This is a genomic window from Actomonas aquatica (assembly GCF_019679435.2).
Classification (GTDB): Bacteria; Verrucomicrobiota; Verrucomicrobiia; order Opitutales; family Opitutaceae; genus Actomonas; species Actomonas aquatica.
On the sequence record NZ_CP139781.1, the window covers coordinates 5,048,443 to 5,067,235 of the forward strand.

At 64.6% G+C, this 18,793-nt stretch carries 16 protein-coding genes; 7 read left to right on the forward strand and 9 right to left on the reverse strand.

What is annotated here, in order from left to right; all coding sequences use genetic code 11:
* Positions 1-35: 35 nt before the first annotated feature.
* Positions 36-566, reverse strand: a complete 531-nt coding sequence (locus K1X11_RS19310; protein WP_221029615.1) for a cysteine hydrolase family protein — start codon at positions 564-566, stop codon at positions 36-38.
* A 62-nt stretch (positions 567-628) separates the two neighbouring features.
* Between K1X11_RS19310 and K1X11_RS19315 the strand changes: the two genes are divergently transcribed.
* The 6 genes from K1X11_RS19315 (at position 629) to K1X11_RS19340 (ending at position 8,999) form a co-directional block, all read left to right on the forward strand.
* Positions 629-1,645 carry a glycosyltransferase family 2 protein gene (locus K1X11_RS19315; protein ID WP_324726028.1) on the forward strand — a complete coding sequence of 339 codons (1,017 nt, stop codon included), beginning with the start codon at positions 629-631 and terminating at the stop codon, positions 1,643-1,645.
* A gap of 225 nt (positions 1,646-1,870) precedes the next feature.
* A complete protein-coding gene (locus tag K1X11_RS19320) occupies positions 1,871-3,832 on the forward strand; it encodes a methyl-accepting chemotaxis protein (protein ID WP_221029613.1) in 1,962 nt (653 codons plus the stop codon).
* 62 nt (positions 3,833-3,894) lie between these two features.
* Positions 3,895-5,313, forward strand: coding sequence for a methyl-accepting chemotaxis protein (locus K1X11_RS19325; RefSeq protein WP_221029612.1), 1,419 nt, complete (start codon positions 3,895-3,897; stop codon positions 5,311-5,313).
* Positions 5,314-5,345: 32 nt separating this feature from the next.
* On the forward strand, positions 5,346-6,848 hold the full coding sequence (locus tag K1X11_RS19330) for a chemotaxis protein CheW (RefSeq protein ID WP_221029611.1): 1,503 nt from the start codon (positions 5,346-5,348) through the stop codon (positions 6,846-6,848).
* An 82-nt stretch (positions 6,849-6,930) separates the two neighbouring features.
* Complete coding sequence (locus tag K1X11_RS19335; protein ID WP_221029610.1) at positions 6,931-7,611, forward strand: response regulator; 681 nt, start codon at positions 6,931-6,933, stop codon at positions 7,609-7,611.
* A complete protein-coding gene (locus K1X11_RS19340) occupies positions 7,608-8,999 on the forward strand; it encodes a sensor histidine kinase (protein ID WP_221029609.1) in 1,392 nt (463 codons plus the stop codon). The genes K1X11_RS19335 and K1X11_RS19340 overlap by 4 nt, the downstream gene beginning before the upstream one ends.
* An 87-nt stretch (positions 9,000-9,086) precedes the next feature.
* Here the strand turns inward: K1X11_RS19340 and fucP are convergent, their stop codons facing one another.
* Genes fucP through K1X11_RS19365 form a run of 5 tightly spaced genes read right to left on the reverse strand, consistent with a single transcriptional unit; the run spans position 9,087 to position 13,813 of the window.
* Entirely contained in the window at positions 9,087-10,478 is a 1,392-nt protein-coding gene (gene fucP, locus K1X11_RS19345; protein WP_221029608.1) for an L-fucose:H+ symporter permease, read from the reverse strand.
* A gap of 24 nt (positions 10,479-10,502) precedes the next feature.
* Positions 10,503-11,534 carry a zinc-binding alcohol dehydrogenase family protein gene (locus tag K1X11_RS19350; RefSeq protein WP_221029607.1) on the reverse strand — a complete coding sequence of 344 codons (1,032 nt, stop codon included), beginning with the start codon at positions 11,532-11,534 and terminating at the stop codon, positions 10,503-10,505.
* Positions 11,535-11,549: 15 nt separating this feature from the next.
* Positions 11,550-12,503 (reverse strand): aldo/keto reductase, encoded by a 954-nt coding sequence (locus tag K1X11_RS19355; RefSeq protein WP_221029606.1) that lies wholly within the window; start codon positions 12,501-12,503, stop codon positions 11,550-11,552.
* Between the two features lie 20 nt (positions 12,504-12,523).
* Positions 12,524-12,916, reverse strand: a complete 393-nt coding sequence (locus K1X11_RS19360; RefSeq protein WP_221029605.1) for an RbsD/FucU family protein — start codon at positions 12,914-12,916, stop codon at positions 12,524-12,526.
* Between the two features lie 12 nt (positions 12,917-12,928).
* Entirely contained in the window at positions 12,929-13,813 is an 885-nt protein-coding gene (locus K1X11_RS19365; RefSeq protein ID WP_225919268.1) for an amidohydrolase family protein, read from the reverse strand.
* A 100-nt stretch (positions 13,814-13,913) separates the two neighbouring features.
* On the opposite strand from K1X11_RS19365, the gene K1X11_RS19370 reads away from it, so the two are divergent.
* Positions 13,914-14,786 (forward strand): AraC family transcriptional regulator, encoded by an 873-nt coding sequence (locus tag K1X11_RS19370; RefSeq protein WP_221029604.1) that lies wholly within the window; start codon positions 13,914-13,916, stop codon positions 14,784-14,786.
* Positions 14,787-15,943: 1,157 nt separating this feature from the next.
* Here K1X11_RS19370 and K1X11_RS19375 read toward each other — a convergent pair.
* The 3 genes from K1X11_RS19375 to K1X11_RS19385 form a co-directional block, all read right to left on the reverse strand.
* The gene (locus K1X11_RS19375; protein WP_221029603.1) at positions 15,944-16,897 is read right to left on the reverse strand and encodes a hypothetical protein; all 954 of its coding nucleotides are present in this window, start codon (positions 16,895-16,897) and stop codon (positions 15,944-15,946) included.
* Positions 16,831-17,397 (reverse strand): transposase, encoded by a 567-nt coding sequence (locus K1X11_RS19380; RefSeq protein ID WP_221029602.1) that lies wholly within the window; start codon positions 17,395-17,397, stop codon positions 16,831-16,833. The genes K1X11_RS19375 and K1X11_RS19380 overlap by 67 nt, the downstream gene beginning before the upstream one ends.
* A 189-nt stretch (positions 17,398-17,586) precedes the next feature.
* Positions 17,587-18,336 (reverse strand): PEP-CTERM sorting domain-containing protein, encoded by a 750-nt coding sequence (locus K1X11_RS19385; RefSeq protein ID WP_221029601.1) that lies wholly within the window; start codon positions 18,334-18,336, stop codon positions 17,587-17,589.
* Between the last annotated feature and the right edge of the window lie 457 nt (positions 18,337-18,793).

Sequence of the window (18,793 nt, forward strand, 5' to 3'; positions counted from 1 at the left end):
GTTCCGATGAGGGACCGGCCTGTTTCGTTTTTAAATCACGCGGGGAGCGTCGCGCTGGTGGTGAGTTGGGCTCGGCCGAGCATGCGCTTGAGGATGAGCAGGGCGCTGCTGTGGAGCGGCTCACCCGCGGTCGAGGCGACGAGGTCGGTGAGCACGACCGGGCGGATGTTGAGCGCCAGGAGGTCGCCGGCGGTGCGCAGGACGCAGAGATCGGTGTCGACGCCGACGATATGCGCGGTGGTCACGCCGAGCGATTGCAGCTGTGCGCCGACGGCCGGGGTGACGAGGCCGAAGCCGGTTTTCTCCACCAGCGTAGTGCGCGCGGCGGCACGCTGGCCGAGATCGATGGCGAGTGCCGAGGCAGGGTCAGTGGCGGCGGCCGGCAGGTAACCTTTCCAGCGGGCGATGGGGCTGGCGGGGTCGGGCAGCAGGCGGCTGGCGAAGACCCAATCAAAGCGGGGCAGGAGCGCCTGAATCGCGGCGGGCAGATGCCGCGTGTGTTCGTTGATGAACTGGGTCTGCACGTCGACGACGAGGAGGCAGGAAGGCGCGGTGGAAGCGGGCATCAATAAAGGAGGCGGGTTGAGGCTTGGACGGGTTGAGGGACAGCCGCTACGACTCGGAGTTCGTGCATCCTCAGGTTTCCATAGTCATGCCGGTGCGAAACGCAGCGTCCACCTTGGAGGGGGCCATGGCCTCGGTGGTCGGGCAAACGTTTTCGGATTGGGAGGCCGTGGTGGTGGACGATGGATCGAGTGATGCCACGCCCGAGCTACTGCAGGCGTGGGCGAAGCGGGAGCGCCGGGTGCGGCTGCTGCGGCCGGATCCACGACCGGGGTTGGTGGGCGCGCTCAATGTGGGGCTGGCGGCGGCGCGGGCGCCGCTCATCGCGCGCATGGATGCCGATGATGTGATGCACCCGGAGCGTTTGGCGCGACAGGTGGCACGGTTGGCGGCGGAACCGGCGCTGGGCCTGGTGTCGTGTGGCGTGGCGTTTGGCGGCGATCGGGCGGCGCAAGCGGGTTATGCGGCGCACGTGGATTGGCTCAACACGGTGGTGACGCCGGAGCAGATCCGGCGGGAGCGTTTTGTTGAGGCGCCCCTCGCCCACCCGAGTGTGATGTTTCGCCGCGAGCTGGTGTCACAACATGGTGGATACCGGGAGGGGCCGTGGCCTGAGGACTATGAGTTGTGGCTGCGATGGCTGGATGCGGGGGTGCCCATGGCCAAGGTCCCGGAGGTGCTGCTCACGTGGCGGGATTCCCCGGAGCGGGCTTCGCGGGTGGACGCCCGTTATGATGTGAAGGCGTTTTTTGCGGTGAAAGCGCAGTATATTGCCGCGGAGTTGGCGCGGAGTGGCGCGGGCCGGGCGGTCTGGATCGCGGGGGCGGGCCGTCCGACGCGGCGGCGGGCGGTGTTGCTGGAGGAGCACAGCGTGGAGATCGCGGGTTACGTGGATATCGATCCCCGGAAAATTGGCGGGCGCGTTGCGGGGTGCCCGGTGGTCGGCCCGGCGGAGCTGCCCTCGGCCGATGAGGCGGTGGTGCTCAGCTACGTCGCCAACCGTGGCGCGCGGGCCAAAGTGCGGGCAATGCTGACGGCGCAGCGGCGTGAGGAGGGGCGGGATTTCTGGCTCTGCGCTTGAGGGAATTCGCGAGGGAATAGTGCCCAGTGTAAGGCCCTTGTTTGGGGGTGTTTACCCATTTAAGGGGCGTAATGAACCCCTCGATTTGGGCATCAAGGGATCCGGGTGACGAGACGATCAACAAGTCCGTTGTGCTTTCGTGTTAGCGAGCCCTTGACGCCCGGAATTCCCCGGAGGGCAGGCGCCTTGCCGAAATTGCAGCTCCGTTAACATCCGCTTCAGACTATGAATTCCTCTCAAACTCTCGGCCAGCGCGTGGGCTTTGGCTTCGCTGCGGTGGTTGTCCTCGGCCTGCTATCGGGTGGCTTTGCCATCTACGAAGTCACGCGCGTGCGCGAGGCCGCGCACATGATGAGCGAGGAGTTTGTGCCGGAAGCCCGTCACGCCGCCCAATTGGAGGCGCAGCTCGGAGCGTTGCAGTTGGAGACTCAGCACTACCGACTGACCGCCGAGGAAGACCGTTTCAGTCGCATCTCCGCCCAGTTGCAAAGTGTGCGGGAGCAAGTGCAGGCCTTGCATAGCTTGGCCGAGGCACATCCGCATCTGGTTAAGCTGCGGTCGGAGGTCGGAGTGTTGGATGAGCAACTGGAGGCTTTTGAAACCCTGGCCAAAAGCCTCGCGGATGCCACGGCGACGCTTCAGGCCGGGCGAGCTTCGCTGGAACAGGCCGGGGCTAATTTTGATTTGGAAATGGATCACCTCCAAGCCGTGCAGTTTGAGCGTTTTGAAGCCGAAGCCGTGGGCAGCGATCTGGAGCATCTGCGTCAACGAGGCCTCAAAATGCATCTCGCCCAACAGGTGGCGAAGCAACTCGACCACCTGCAAATGCTCGCGGCGCAAGGCCAGCTGAAGCGCGATCCGGCGCTGATCCGGGCGGCCTCGACGACCTTTGATTCGCTATTTGAGCAACTCGCGGCTCTGCGGGCGGTCTTGGAGATTCCGGCCGATATCGCAGAGGTGGATCGTCTCACCGCGTCCGCTCGCGCCTATCGGGACAACTTGATCGTGGTGGCGGAGCAAAGCGAAGTGCTTAATGCCTTGGGCGTGACGGGCAGCACCCTCGGTCACGACCTGCAGATGGAGGCCGAAGCCCTCGCCCTCACCGGGATGGATCGCACGGTCGAAGCGGCAGAAGAATCCACCGCGCGCCTCAATTTGACGGTGCGCGGAGTCGTGGCCAGTGCAGCGTTGTTGACCCTGCTGGGGATCGTCATCTCGACGCGCGTGGTCAGCCGTCTGCGGTCGATCCTGCTCGATATTTCCAGTTCCCTGGCCGCGGGCGCCCAGCAGTTGGTGAGTGCCAGTGGCCAGATATCCACCGCCAGCAATCAGGTGGCCGATAGCGCCAGCCGCGGGGCGGCGGCGCTACAGCAGACAGGGGCTTCGATGGAGGAGCTGGCCAGTTTGGTGCGGCGCACGGCCGATGACGCGGGCGCGGCGATGTCGCTCGCGGGCGACGCGCGCCATGCCTCGGTGGCGAGTGGCCAGAAAGCCGAGCGTCTGAACGAGGCGATGGGGCGGATCAAATCCTCCAGCGACGAGATTTCGAAGATCATCAAGACGATCGATGAGATCGCATTTCAGACCAATCTACTCGCGCTGAACGCTGCGGTGGAAGCGGCTCGTGCCGGTGAAGCCGGAGCTGGATTCTCGGTGGTGGCAGAGGAGGTGCGCGCGCTGGCCCATCGTGCCGCCAAAGCGGCCAAGGAGTCGGGCGAAAAGATCTCACATGCCGTGCGCAACAGCGGCGAAGCGGCCTCAGTGGCCGGAGAAGTGACCACCGATTTGGAATCGATCCGGCAACAGGTTGAAAAGGTCGACCGCCTCATCGCCTCGATCGCGACCGCGGCCGAAGAGCAAGCCCAGGGCGTCGACCAGATCAACCGGGCGATCGACGAGATCGACCAGGTGACGCAAGGCAACGCTGCGGCGGCGGAGGAATCGGCTTCGGCCTCGACGGAGCTCAAAGCGGAAGCGGATGCGGTGCAGGGGTTGGTGAGCTTTTTGGAACAGGTTTCGGGAGTCAAAAAACGAGCTCCTCAACCTGCCTCGGTCTCCGCGGGGGCCCCACGATCCGGTGGTCACGGGAAGGCCGCCGGCACCGGCTGGTCTCCCTCGGCCGCGAGCGCGAACTCGGCCCTTGAGCCGGTCGGCTTGGGAGCGGGGGAAGCGGAGTTCTTCCGCTGATCCTCACCGCAGCGCTTGGCCGCCCCACCTCAATTTTCTGGCCCTTATTTCCGACCCGACCCATGACTCCACCTCCCGCCTCCGCCTCCGCCGCCCCCCAACCCTCACCGGCACCGTCCGCCACGCCGATTCGTGCGGCGGAAAACGCTGCGCTCATCGCGGCGATCGACCGCGTGCAGGCGCTCATCCAGTTCGACCTGAGCGGCCAGATCCAGCACGCCAACCAGCACTTCCTCGATGCGGTGGGCTACACCTTATCGGAAGTGGTGGGTCAGCATCATCGCATCTTCTGCGAGGCAGATTACGCCGACTCGGCGGAGTATCGGGAGTTTTGGGCCGAGCTGCGCCGGGGCAGCAACCACTCCGGAGTGTATCAGCGTCGGCGCAAGGACGGGCAGGAGGTGTGGCTGCAGGCGTCCTACAACCCCGTCTTTGATGGCAACGGCAAGGTGGAATCGGTCATCAAATTTGCCACCGACATCACCCAACGCCGCCGCGCCGAGTTGGAGGCCGCCGGCAAGATCGCGGCGATCGATCGGTCGCAGGCCGTGATCGAGTTTCGCACCAACGGCGAGGTGCTCACCGCCAACCGCAATTTCCTCGATCTGATGGGCTACACCTTGGACGAGGTGCGCGGCCAGCATCACCGGATTTTCTGTCCGCCCGACTACGTCGCGACTCGCGACTACGCCAAGTTTTGGGGCACCCTGGCGCGAGGTGAATTTCATCGCGGTCGTTTCCTGCGCATCGGCAAGTTTGGCCAGCGCGTGTGGATCCAGGCGACCTACAACCCCATTCTCAACCCGGCGGGCCAGGTCGAGAAGGTGGTGAAGTTTGCCACCGATGTGACCGACCAGGTCGAGCGTGAGGAGGAGATCGAGCGCCGGGCGCAGGAAATCCGGGGCACCATGCAGAAACTCTGTGCGGCGACCGTCACCATCGCCGACAACGCCGGCCACTCGAACCAACTGGCCAATGCCACCCAACAAAACGCGCGGCGCGGCAACCAGGCTCTCGAGAAACTCGGCGTATCCATGGATGAGATACAAAAGGCCTCCACCGGCATTCGCGAGATCGTGGCGGTGATCGCCGAGATCGCCGGGCAGACCAATCTCCTGGCCTTCAATGCGGCCATCGAAGCGGCGCGCGCGAGTGAGTCGGGCGCCGGCTTTTCGGTCGTGGCGGATGAAGTGCGTCGTCTGGCCGAAAAATCGGCCGAGGCCACCCGCCGCATCGAAGCGCTCAGCCGCGAGGCGGTGGCCCGGGTCAACGAAGGTGGAGTCGTTTCGTCGGAGGCGGTGGAGTCGTTCCGCGCGATCAGTGAAGGCGTGGATGATACCAACGAATCGATTCAACAGATCGAATCGTGCACCGACGAACAGACCACGCTGGCCCGCCATGTGGCGGAGCTGGTGGACCGCCTGCTGCAGGGGGCGCATAAAAGCGAAAACGCTCCGGTGGAGCTGGGACGTTGCGCCTGAGCTCGGCGAAGTCCGTGACCCCTTCGCGAATCATGACGACGACGGAGACCGCCAGCGGCTCGAGGCGGGTATTGGGGCTGGTGCGGGTCGGGCGGGTGCGCTTGGCGGTGCCAGCCGCCACGCTGGCCGAGGTGGTGCGTGGTCCCCTGGAGGTGAGCGCGCTGCCGCAGGCCCCGCGCCGCGTGCTCGGCACCATCGGTTGGCATGGGCGACCGGTGCCGTTGGTGGATCTGGCGGATTTGGTGCGAGGTGAGAGCGAACCGGCGGAGGCACCGCGACTCGATCTGGCGATGGTCGTGCGCCACGGGGAGGGTTTTTTTGCGGTGCCCATCGATGAAGCGCTCGGCGTCGTGCGGGCCCGGGCCGATGAGGTGATGCCATTCGATGACGGCGGGGCGGATGCGCTGTTTCGGGAACTGTTTCAACCGCGGGCGGGGGGCGCGCCGGCGGCGATTGTGGATTGGACGGTGATTTCCGCGCGGCAGTCCATGCGGCGTCTGCTGGCAGTCGCCACAAGCGGGAGTGACGCTGCCGATACGCTGCGCGCGGACGCCGAGGCGGCGCGGCCGCATGTGCTGGTGCGCCTGTGGAACCGCGTGTTGGCGATCGACGCGCAACGCGTGCGGCGGGTGCAGCGCCGCCCGCAGCGGTTTGATTCCGAAGTGCGGCTCGGTCGCGTGGAAGGGTTTTTGCGCATGGGCGCGTTGCAGGTGCCGGTGCTCGATCTGGGCCGTTGCTTGGGTTGGCAGGAGCCGGTCGAGGCCGCTCCGCGGCAGGACCTGATTGTGGTCGGCGATACCAGCCGTCAGGTGGCGGTGACGGTGCAGGATGTGATCGCGATTGAGGGCATCCGGGAGGGCGATGTGGAGCCCGCCGATGAGGTGGGCGAGCAGGCGCGTGCGCACGTGCGGGGCGTCTGGCAAAGCCCCAGCCAAGGGCCGGTCTGGGTGGTGGGCGCAGCGAGTTTGGAGGCAATGGGTTTGGCCGCGGAGACCGCCGAGGGCGCGTTGCATGGAGGCGCGGGCGCGGAGGGAGAGGTCGATGGGCTGGCGTGGGGGAACCGGTCGGCGGACCTGTTTCTGGTGGTGCGACTCGGGGCCTCGCATGTGGCGTTGGCTGCGTCGGAGGTGGCGGCGGTGGAAGCGGTGCCGTCGAACTGGTCGCGGGCGAATGACGATCCGTTGTTCGGTGGGTTGATGGAACTGCGTGGTCGGGCGGTGAAGATTTATGATTTGGCGGCAGCTTTGGCGTTGCCGGCGGCGGAGACCGGGGCGGAGGCGGAGTGTCGAGTGGTGGTGCTCATGCGCGGGGAGGACGGAGACTGCGGCTGGTTGGTATCGTCGATGGATCTGCTGGTGCGGCAGGCGCCGCGAGCGTTGCCGGCCCGGGGCGTGAAGGGGCAGGGGTTGGCGGCGGCGTTTACCGCTTCGGTGCGAGCGGAGGGCAGCGGGTGGACCAAGGAAGTGTGTGTGCTGGACCTGCCGGGTCTGATGGCGGCGGTGGGGGCGGTGTCGGGTGCTGCAGCGGCGGCTTGAGGGCGTGCAAAAGTCCTCGCCACCGTGCGAGCACTCGCGTTGAGGTTGCGCGCGCCGAGCGACGTTTCCCTTCCCCGAACCGATGAGCCTTTCTTCCCAGCACTCCACCGGCCGCGTTGCGGTCGCCGTCGTCGAGGACGATCCGCATTTTCGGCTGTTCCTGGAATCGATGTTGGAGGCGAGTCCGCGTCACCGCTTGGTAGCGACGGCGGGATCGGCGGTGGAGGCCCTGGCGTGGGATCCGGCGGTGGTGACGCCGCATGTGCTGTTGGTCGATGTCGGGTTGCCGGATCGCTCCGGCGCGGAGTTGGTGGGGGAGCTGTTGGCGCGGCACGAGCAAGCGCTCGGGCTCATGCTCACGGCGGAGACGGATGCGGCGGTGGTGCTGCAGGCGGTGCAGAGCGGGGCCAATGGTTATGTGCTCAAGGGCGGGCGCGAGGAGGACCTTTTGGCGGCGATCGATGATGCTTTGGCAGGTGGGGCGCCGATGTCGCCGGGCATTGCGCGCAAGGTGTTGGGGTTGATGCGGGGAGGGCCGACGAGGAAGCCGGAGGATGCGCGTTTGGCGATCCTGACGGACCGGGAGCGGGACATTCTGGAGCGGGTGGCGGAAGGCGCGGTCGATAAGGAAATCGGCGATGCGTTGGGGCTGTCGCGGTCGACGGTGAAGAACGCGTTGTTGGTGATTTACCAGAAGTGGCGGGTGCGTTCGCGCACGGAGGCGGCGGTCGTGTTTACCCGCCTGCGCGAGGGGAACTCATGATCACGTCACCCGCCTCGGCCTCGGAAACGTCACCTTGGCGCCGCCGCGCGAAGTGGCGGCTGCAGTTCGCGGAAGCGTCGGTCGAAAAACGGTTTCGGCACGAGTGGCTGCACGACAGCGTGATTCGCTCGCGCGTCATGATCGTGGTGGCGATCTTCGCCACGCTGGGCATGGGATTGGTCGATGCGCGGGTCAACGTGGGGGTGCAGCCCGAGTTTGTGTGGATGTCGCTTTGGCAACGGGTTCTGGTGGTGGCTCCGGCTTGGCTGGTGATGTGGATCCTGCCGAGTTGGCACCGATTTGAGCGCACGGCGTGGTGGATCTATCCCTTGGGCACGGCGTGGGTGATCTTCTCACTCGGACTGATTCCCTGGGAGTTTCAGCGCCTGAACCCTGGGATGAATATGGTGCCGCAGGTCATGATCAATTCGCTGGGGGTGGCGACCGTATCGGTGTTCACGTTGCCATTGAGTTTCCGCGCGGCGCTGTTGATGCAGGTGCTGGGATTCGGTGGGATCGTGTTCCTGCTCGCCCGCACCTTGTGGGGCGACCGGCTCGGCGACCTGATCACCCTCTCCGGCGGTCTGGGCGGATTCCTATTGGTGCTCTCGGCCTTTGCCTGGACGCGTGAATCCCGACTGCGACGGGAATACGCCCAGCGTGAGGAGCTCGCTTTGCTGAACCGTGAACTGGCCCGCCTGAATGCGGAAAAAAACGAGTTTATGGCGGCGGCGGCGCACGATCTGCGCGCGCCGCTGGCCTCGGTGCGCGGACTGGCGTCGCAGATGCGTTTGGGACGCATGGAGGATCCGGACCGACGCGGGCGAGCATTGAGCGCGATCGATGACCTGAGCGGGCGCATGTTGGAAGTGGTGAACAACTATCTCGGCGAGCACGCGCTGGAATCGGGCACCCTGCCGGTGCGGCTGGAGATGATCGACCTGCGCAAAGTGATCAACGAAGCGGCGGGGCGTCATGGACCGGCGGCGGCGGCCAAGGAGCAGCAAGTGCTCGCGCCGGCCGGGGAGGCGGTGTGGGCGCGGGCCGACGCCTCGTTGCTGGGGCAGGTGTTGGATAATTTCCTGAGCAACGCGCTGAAGTTCAGTCCACGCGGTGCGACGGTGCGTTTGGCGCTGGGGCTGGCGACCGCGACCGAGCGCGTGCGTATTGAGGTGATCGATACGGGGCCGGGCGTGAACGAAGCCGACCGGGGCAAGTTGTTCAGGAAATACAGTGGCTCCGGTGCGCGACCGACCGGCGGCGAAAGCAGCCACGGGATTGGCTTGGCGGTGACCAAACGGGTGGCCGAAGCCATGGGCGGCGAAGTCGGCTGCGACTCCGCGCCCGGAGCAGGGGCGACCTTCTGGATCTCGCTCCCGGTGCGGTGATAACGCGGCGGGGGAGAGAGGCTATTTAGGGCCGGGGTGATCCGGGGGCGGACCGCAAGGATATAAGATTGACCCCTTTTGCTGGGGTTAGGCGCGTTTTTTGGTGTGGGCGATGAAGCCGTAGGCGGCGATCACGACAAAACAGATGGCGGGCAGGAAGAAGGAGATGCGCACCGACTCCAGGGCTTGGCCGAACAACGTGAGCCCGTCGCCGTCGATCAAGCCACCCTGCAGGCGCGGCATGAACGCACCGCCGACGATGGCGAAGATCAGGCCGGCCGATCCGAGTTTGGCGTGGTTGGGACTCAGGCCGTCCAGGGCAATGCCGTAGATCGTGGGGAACATGAGGGACATGCAGCCGGATACGCCGATGAGGCAGTAGAGGCCGGCCATGCCCTGGACAAAGATCGCCCCGAGCGTGAGCAACAGGCCGCCGACCGAGAGCAGGCCGAGCAGGAGTCCCGGTCGCAGGTATTTGAGGATGAAGGTGCAGATGAAGCGGCTGCTGAGAAACAGCACCATGGCGATGATGTTGTAGTTCTGCGCCTGCGCCGCCGTGAGGCCGATCAGGGTCATGCCGTAGTGGATGATAAACGTCCAACACATGATCTGCGCGCCGACGTAGAAGGTCTGCGCCACAACGCCCCCGAGGTAGTGAAAGTTGGCCAGCCGACGAAACAGCTCCCCGAGGCGGATGGGGCACTCTTCCTGGCCGGTATCGGGCATCCGGGAAAAGGCGAAGAGCAGCAACACGCCGAGCACCACGAGCGCGATCGAAACGTAGGGAATCATCACGACGCCCAGATCATGTTTCACCATGGCGAGGTGAGCCTCCGGCTCCGCGGCCGCAAAGGTTTCGAGCGATTGGGTCAACAGGCCGTCGACGTCGCTGGGCAACATCTCGGCGTATTCGGGATGCGCCGCGACTTCCGCGTCGCGAAACTGACCGACCTGCAGGCTCGGGAGGATGAACATACTCGCCAACACCATGCCGGACAGTGAGCCGATGGGATTGAAGGCTTGGGCCAGATTGAGGCGCTGCGTGGCGGTCTCCGGCGGGCCGAGCGAGAGGATATAGGGATTCGCGCTCGTTTCGAGGAAGGCCAGGCCGAAGGTCAGGACGTAGAAGCCGACGAGGAAGATGTTAAAATTCATCGCCGTGCTCGCGGGGATCGTGAGCAACGCGCCGGCGGCGTAGAGGCCGAGTCCGATCAGAATGCCCCACTTGTAGGACAGCTTGCGGATGACCAGCGCCGCCGGAATCGCCATCGTGGCATAGCCACCGTAGAACGCCCACTGCACGAGGCTGCTTTGCGCGTTGCTGATCAGGAAGATTTCCCGAAAGGCGCGCACCAAGGGATTGGTGACGTCATTGGCAAATCCCCACAACGCGAAGAGCGTGGTGACCAGGACGAAGGGATAGATGTAATGCGGCGGAACGACGCGCGGACGCGTCTCGGGCGTTTGGGTTGGGGGCATGGGGATGGGGTGGGGCGGGTGAAATCAGGCGGGGACCTCGATCATGGCTTTGAGCACACCACTTTCGGGTTTGGTCCAGTCGGCGAAGAGGGAGGGCACCGCGCTGAGTTCGGCACGGTGAGTGATCCAGGGCTTGGTGTCGACTCGGCCGGCTTCGATGAGGCCGATGATGCGGCCGAAGTCCTCGGGCCGGGCGTTGCGACTGGCGAGCAAGGTCAGCTCGCGGCGATGGAAGTTGGGATCATCAAAGGTCACTTCACCGGGGAAGAGGCCCACAAAAACGATCCGCCCGCCCGGCGCCGGATAGGTGAACGCGTTCATCATCGAGCGCGAGTTGCCAGTGGCGTCGAACACCGCCGTGGGCAGGTCGCCTTCGGTCAAGGCCCGCAGTTGATCGGCGACATCGCCGGTGCGGGCGTCGATCAAATCCGCCGCGGGCAACCCGAGACGCTCGCGGCAGAAGGCGAGTCGTGTGTCATTGATATCGATCACCAGCACGCGGGCGCCGGCGGCCAACGCAAACTGGATGACGGACAAACCGATCGGACCGGCGCCCAGCACGGCAACCGTTTCGCCGGCGGCGAGTTCGGCCCGGTCGACCGCATGCGCGCCGATGCCGAGCGTCTCCACCAGTGCGAGCTGCTCGTAGCTGAGTTCGCTGGAGCGGTGCAGCTTCGCGGCGGGCACCACGATGAACTCGCGTTGGCCGCCATCCACGTGCACGCCGAGCACGCTGAGCGAAGCGCAGCAGTTGGGTTTGCCCCGGCGGCAGGCGATGCAGTGTCCACAATTTAGATACGGTTCGACGGCGCAACGGTCACCCACCGCGACCTGAGTGACTTCGTCGCCCACGGCGATCACCTCCACGCCCAACTCGTGGCCGAGGATGCGCGGGTAGGAGAAAAAGGGCTGCTTGCCGTTGAAGGCGTGAATGTCGGTGCCGCACACGCCGATGCGGTGCACCCGCACGAGGGCCTCGGTGGGACCGGGCGCGGTGGGCGGCGTGGTGGTGGTGAGCTCGAGCGAGCCGGGGTTTTGCAGAACCAAAGTCTTCATGGTGCGGGGGGGGAATCAGCCGATCAATTCGTCGCGGTTCTCGGGGCGCCCGCGGGTGAAGTTGTGATTGTGGATCGGGCGCAGCAGCTCGAGGACGCGGGCGATGGCGGCGAAGTCGATCGGCTCCTCGATGCAATCCAGGTTGCGCGCCATGTTGATCGGGTTGGCGGTGCCCACCAGCGTGGTCGCAATGCCCGGGTGACTGGTGGCGTATTGCACGGCGAGTTTCACGATGTCCCAGCCCTCGGCCTGGCAGAACGCGACCACCTCGCGGGCGACCTCCACCATGCGCGCGGGCGCCGGGTGCCAGGCGGGGACCCCACGCTCGGTCAACAGGCCCATGCCGGTGGGCGAGGCGTTGATCACGCCCACGCCCTTTTGCTGCAGGTAGGGCAACAGGTCGCCGAGGGAGGTGTCGTTGAGCTCGTAGCGGCAAAAGGAGAGCACCGTATCCACCACGCCAGGACCGACGCGATCGAGCACGGCGGTGAACACCTTGAGCGGCAGACCGGTGATGCCGATGTGACCGATGCGGCCGGCCTCGCGGAGTCGCACCAGCGTCGGCAGCGTCTCGTCGACGATCTGATCGATGTCGGCGAACTCGATGTCGTGGCACTGCAGCAGGTCGATGTAGTCGACGCCCAGACGGGCGCAGCTCTCGTCCAGCGAACGGGTTACGCGGGCGGCGGAGAAATCGAATTCCCCCTCGCCGTATTGGCCGACCTTGGTGGCGAGGATGTAGCGATCGCGCGCCACGCCCTGCAGCGCGCGTCCCAACACCGTCTCCGCCCGGGTCGCGCCGTAGTAGGGCGAGACATCGATGAAGTTGACCCCGCGATCGAGCGCGACGTGGACCGCGCGGATGCCCTCCGCGTCGTCGGTGGTGCGAAACACGCCGCCGAGCGAGGAGGCGCCGAAGCTGAGGATGGAAACGTTCAGGCCGGTGCGGCCAAGAGCACGGTATTGCATGAGTGGATACGCCGGTGGGATCAGGCGCTGGTGAGAATCATGTTGGCGTAAGGGGTGGTGTCGCCGGTGCGAATCAGGCCGATCGCGTGAGGCACGCGGGGTTTAAACACCGCTTCGTGGGGTTCGTGCAGCAGTGTGATGCCCTCCAGCGCACGGGCGAAGCGGGCCACCACTTCCGGTGGATTGTGGGCCGGGAACTCCTCGGCCATCCGGGCGGTGCCGATGACAAAGTTGGCCCGAATCGCGGCCAGCACCTGCAGCACCGTGGGCACGTCGTCGATCAAGGCGAGGTCCACCGTTTCGATGGTCGGCCAGAAGGGGAATCCGCGGTCGGCGATGACGAGGGTGTTGGTGTGCCGCACCCGGGCGAGCAGGGAGTTGAGGGCGGGGTTGAGGATGCCGGATTGGAGCATGGCGAGGGTGGGTCAGGGGGACGGGATGCGGTAGAAACGGGCGGCGGTCCCGCCCATGATGGCCGCCTGTTCGTCGGGCGAGAGGGGGCTGATGAGCTGGCGCACGCAGTTGGCCCAATCCGCGTAATCCGCGGCCACGAGGCAGACCGGCCAGTCCGAGCCGAACATCAGCCGCTGCGGGCCGAATGCTTCGAGCACGGTTTCGAAGTAGGGCCGGATTTCGTCGGTCGTCCACTGCCAGTCCGGCACCTCGGTCACGATGCCGGAGACCTTGCAGCACACGTGCTCGCGGCGGGCCAGCTCGCGGATCGCGTTGACCCAGCTGGGATCGGGCGCGCCGCGCACGACGGGTTTGGCGATGTGATCGAGCACCATGGGCAGCTCGGGATGCCGATCGACCAACGCGATGGCGGCGGGCAGTTGCGGCGCCATCACCAGCAGGTCGTAGCTGAGCCCAAGGTCCGGCAGTTGGTGCAACGCGGCGTTGAAGGCGGCATCGGCCATGTAGGCGTCGGGCTCCCCCTGCAGCACGTGCCGCACGCCCTTGAGCGCGGCGCGACCTGCCCACGGCGCGAGCACGTCGCCGATCGCCGCGCCTTGTTCGCGCAAGGGCAACCAGCCGACCACGCCGCGGATGACGTGCGGATGGGCTGCGGCGAGCTCCAACAGCCAGGCGGTTTCGGCGAGACTTTGCCGCGCCTGCACGGCGATGCTGCCATCGAGGGCGTTGGCGCTCAGGCGGGGCGCGAGGTCCGTTGGCGTAAAGTCCTGCCGGATGGCGGCCATGCGGTCATCGATCCAATCGTAGTCACGCGGGTGGTAGCGCCAGAAATGTTGGTGGGAATCGAGCTGCATGGGGTAGAGCGGGTCGGCGCCGAGGCGTCGGGGGTTGCGCATTTATAGCACAAGCCAACGGGCGGCCCTATGGCATTTTTGCGCCTTTGCATGACGATTCTTGATCTGATTGGCTTTCGGGGTTTTCCCGTTCCCTGCACCCATGTCTCACGCCGACGTCGACCAGCCGCCCTACATCTCGCATCAGGTTCAGGCGGCGAAACGTTTTTACCTCGGCACGGCGGTGGGGAGCACCAGTGAGCTCCATGCCAGTTGTGGAGGGTGGGAGCGCACCGCGGCGGATTATACGATCCGTCGCGACACGTTTCCGTGGTTGGGCATCGAGTTTGTGGCGGGCGGGCGCGGCACCTTGTGGTTTGGGCGGCGAAGTTATCCGCTAAGCCGAGGATGTCTCTTTTCCTACGGACCGGGCGTGGCGCACCGCATCGAGTCGGATTCGCGCGCGTTGTTGTCCAAATACTACATCAACTTTGGGGGGCAGCAGGCGGCCAATCTGATGTCGGCCGCGCAGATGGACCCGGGCAGTTTTCGGGTGGTGGATAACAGTGAAGAGATCGAGTCGGCGCTGGATCTGTTGATCGCGGAAGGCGGGCGGAGTCGTCCGCAGGCCCCGCAGATCGCCTCGTTGCAACTGCACATCCTGCTGCTGAAGTTGGGGCAGGGCGGCGCGAACGATCCGCGTTCGGATCGGCGGGCGCAGCAGACGCTGCGGAAGTGCCTCGACTACATCGATCGGCATTTTCTGGCGGTGGCCACGGCCGAGCAGATCGCGGCGGCCTGTCACGTATCGCCCAGTCACATGACGCGTCTGTTCGGGCGATTCGGCTACGTGTCGCCCTACGATTACCTGGTGCGCAAAAAGATGGTGCACGCCGCGGAGCTCTTCGACTCCGGCTATCTGTTGGTGCGGGAAGTGGCCGAGCGGTTTGGCATGGATTCGTTTCAGTTTTCCCGGGTGTTCAAGCGGGTGCATGGACTGAGTCCGTCGCAATTTCTCCGCCGTCACGGCCGCTGAGATCGGGCATGACTACCGGTTCGTTTTTGCGGGGCGTTGTAGCCGGGCGGCACCACGCGTGGCGCCGCGACCTGGTCAACGCCAGACGGTCCAGCCTGCCTTCGAAGTCCTCGCAAAACAGGGAGACGTAAAAGCGGCTTGGGGATGGCAAACCGACGAGCGTCGACTCGTGGGCCCATGCACCAAACGACCGACCTAAGCGCGCGAGGGTTAGCCATGTTGCCGGACCCCTCCCCAAAAACTGATCGCCATACTCTGCGGTCCGAGCAGGGCCAGTGGGGACGGTTCTAAAGAGCCCCGCGGTGGGCGCGGTAGCCGCGGTGCCCTGTAGGACTACAAACTACAAAGCCTGACCCCTTGCGGACTCGTGACCCCTTGCGGACTCGTCGCAAAACAGGGAGACGTAAAAGCGGCTTTGGGATGGCAAACGGACGAGCGTCGACTCGTGGGCCCATGCACCAAAACACTTACCCAAGCGCGTGAGAATGGTCACGCGCAGCCGCAAAAGCTGCCGGCGACTGTGCTCAAACAGCGTCGTGCGACGCGCGGGTTGCAACGACTGGCTGACAAAGCAAGGGGGGCCTGAAATGAGGGCCAGATGGATCGCTCGGCACTACGGCGCCAACGCCTCGTAGTCTGTCGGAACCGCCCGGTGCGGCCTTGTCCTCCGAAGCCTTGGCGAAGGGGGGACCCGCATGCCGGGTGGTGTGGGACCTGTGGTCGGCTGAGCCTAATCTCTCAGTCGGTCACGGGGACCCGATTCGCCTCTTTTTCTTTAGGCATGATACGCGGTCAGGGCAGAGACAAAGAATGTCGTGACAGCCACGCAAAGTGTCGCACCAACTACAAAACGTATGGCACGGCTGAGGTGCTTCTCTAGGAACGCGGCTACGAATATGCAGCCGACCGCGAGGCATATCGAGTAGATCGCTATGAGGGTCGAAACCGACGACTTCGCGACAACGGGAATGAGTAGCGCAGGGATCACTGCAGCCAGCGGAGCGAGTGCTCCAAACGTGGATCCTCTTTTCTGAGGAGACGGTTGGGAGTGGGGTAACGGGTTAAACATAAGATATCTCCGGCGAACGCCTGAGGTCAGACAAGAGGGACAGCGGAGCTGGCCCGAATTGTCTGCACCGATTTGTTAGCCTCTCTTTTCATTGATTCCTAAGATGACGCCAATCCCAATCGGGCGTCTCCGCTTTGTAGTCCTCTTCCCACTTCCCAGCGTAGGAGTCGATCACTTCGGTTCCGGCGGCCAACCGGAATGTAAAGAGAACAATCTCAATCTGGGCGAATTTCAATCTATCGGGCGATCCCGGTGGATACATAATCCGATCAGGCTCGTGAATCTGGGCCAGCATCGGCGTGAAAACGAAACCGTCTCGATCGTAGTCTAATAGTGACGGAACGACTCGTCTCGGAATATATCCCAGTCGCTTCCCGGTCAGTCGCCTAAATACTCTAAAGGCTCTTGGATCGTATTGATTCCCCGGCTCGTGAGCGAATCCGAGAACCTCGAACGGTTCGCAAGTGAGCGCCGCAGCAACTCGGGACGATCCGTCTTCATTTGGGTATTCGGTGCCCGCAAGGGTGACCATGATGTGCTGTATCGAATCACTCTTCGCTCTGGCACCGGCATCGATGCCCATGTGGCTCAAATGATCGACGCCCTCCTCGTGAAACGAAATCGCGATTCCGACCGGTCCGATACTGGAAGTAAGCCACGAATCCACCTTGTCCTCTGCGACCTCGCGTCTGGTGCTCCATCCCTTGAGGGCCGCATAGCGGATATAAATCTCAACGAGCTTATCGAATGAGTATTTCTCGCTTCGTGCCATTTGTCTTCGGCTAACGAGACTGTCGGGAAACCCTCTGCTGTCGAGGTTGGGGTGGGGTTGGTGGGGATTGATATAGGGGAACGGGATTTTTGCTACAGGGGCGCGGTTTTCGGGCGGAGCCGGGGATTTGAGGGGAATGATGCGATAGGATGCCTTGGCGGCGGCGTTGCGCGCCGCGACCGCGGGCCGCATCGCCCCCTTTCTCACCTTATGGGTCTGCCGTGGCGGGCGATCTTCTGCAGGTTGTGCACCAGGCAGTAGAGTTTCCATTGGGTATCCACTTTGGCCCTACCGCGCAGCGTCGATCGGTTCATACCTTTTTGCGCGCGGAGGTTGCCGAAGACCGGCTCCACGATACCGAGGCGGCGGCTGTAGATCTGCCGGCCGGTGGGCGTGTCGATCTTGTCCTTCATGCGCGAGGTGAGGGTCTCGGTGACGCGTCCGTGGAAGACGCGCACTTGGCGCGGGTTGCCGCTCTCGGGGTGTTGCAGGCAGCGGTCACGCAGCTCGCAGGTTAAGCAGGCGGTTTTGGGCGCGCGGTAGGAGGTGGCGCGGTAACCTTGCGCGGTGATGTGATCGTGACCGCAGCGATACAGCCGTTGGCCGGCGGGGCACACGAGGCGCTCAGTGGCTTCGTCGTAGGTGAAGTCGTCGCCACGGAACCAGCGACGTTTGGAGCGGTAGTCCTGTCTGCGGCGGTCGGTCGGGCGACGGTGCCGTTTGGCGGTGGCCAGTTGCGGGTCACGGGAGCGGAACTTCGGCTCGGGCACGTAGGTGTCGACCTCGGCGGCTTCGAACGCTTCGAGGATTTGGTTGGGAAAAAATGCCGGTGTCGGCGCTCACGATCTTTTGGCGCAACGGGTCGTCTTCGCCGGTGGCGTGAGCGAGGTGGGTGGTGGCGCCGGCCAGAATGGCGGTGAGCGCTCAGGCTGTGGCCTGGTGGCGTTTGCGCTATCCGCCTACGCTTGGGGGCTTCGGCGGATAGGGGAGCGGCGGCGGGCGACGGCGTAGGCAAGGAAGGCCGCGCCAAGGAGGGCGGCGTAGGTTGAAGGCTCGGGCACCGCCGATAGGCTGAGGTTGTCGAGGTAGATCTCCTGCGACCCGCCACCCGCAGCAGAGGCGTAGTTTTGGAAGGCGATGCGGAAGTCCGTTGAGGGGGCTTCGCCATAATCGATGTAGGGCTGGATGTAGGCGCTGACATCAAATTCGAAATGATACCATTGGCCGGCCGACGTCGGATCGAAGTTGAAGAGTTGGGTGGCCGGACTGAAGAGGGACCGCAGGGGGCCGATGCCGGTGGTCTGGCTGTCGATGCCGACCCATTCAAAACCGACGCCGGAGGTGGAGTCGGTGAAGCCGATGAGCAGGGAGCTGTCGGTTCCGCTGCTCTGATAATAATCGAATGACAGCGTGAAGGTTTCGTTGCCGGTGAAGCTGCTCAGGTCATGAGCGGTGCTGAAGATACTGGCGTTGGAGGTGCCGGAGGAAAACTGGAGCACGCGGGTGCTGCTGTTGCCGGTGGTGAAGGCATTCGAAACCACAAAGGCGTTGGGCGAGTTGGAAATCGTCCACCCATCCGGGAGAACGGAAGGATCGTTGTCGGGATTGTCGGACTCGAAGGTGTAGCTAAAGACCGAGGTCTGCGCGGTGGCCACGCTGGAGAGCGCGCAGGTGCAGGCGAGCAGGAGAAGGGATCGCAGGGTGATCATGAGATGAAGAGCACGGGCAGAGAGGTGAGAGGCGGTGGCCAAACAGGTGGCCATGCAAACGTGGCGTGGACCGCAGTCGCACGCGCAAGGACTATGCTTTCTGATGAGGGCCCGAATCGAGCGGACAAGTTACCCTGGCCTTTTGTCCGGCGGCAGAGGGAGGGGCGTCGAAAAAGCTGAAACGGGAAGGGGAATGGTGAATAGTGAATGGTGAATGGTGAAAGGGGGGCGTGGTGGATTTGTGGATACGGGATGCGGGATACGTGATGCGGGATACGGGATACGGGATGCGGGGTGCGGGGGGCGGGATGGCGGAGGGGCAGGGAGAGGCGTGGCGCACGGAATACGCGGACGGAGGGGGACCACGAAACACACGAAAGTCGGAGTGGCGCGGCGGGGCAGGCTGCGTCTCGTGGGGTTTGCGCTTCTTCGCGGTTTTTATCCGCGGTGCCTCTCG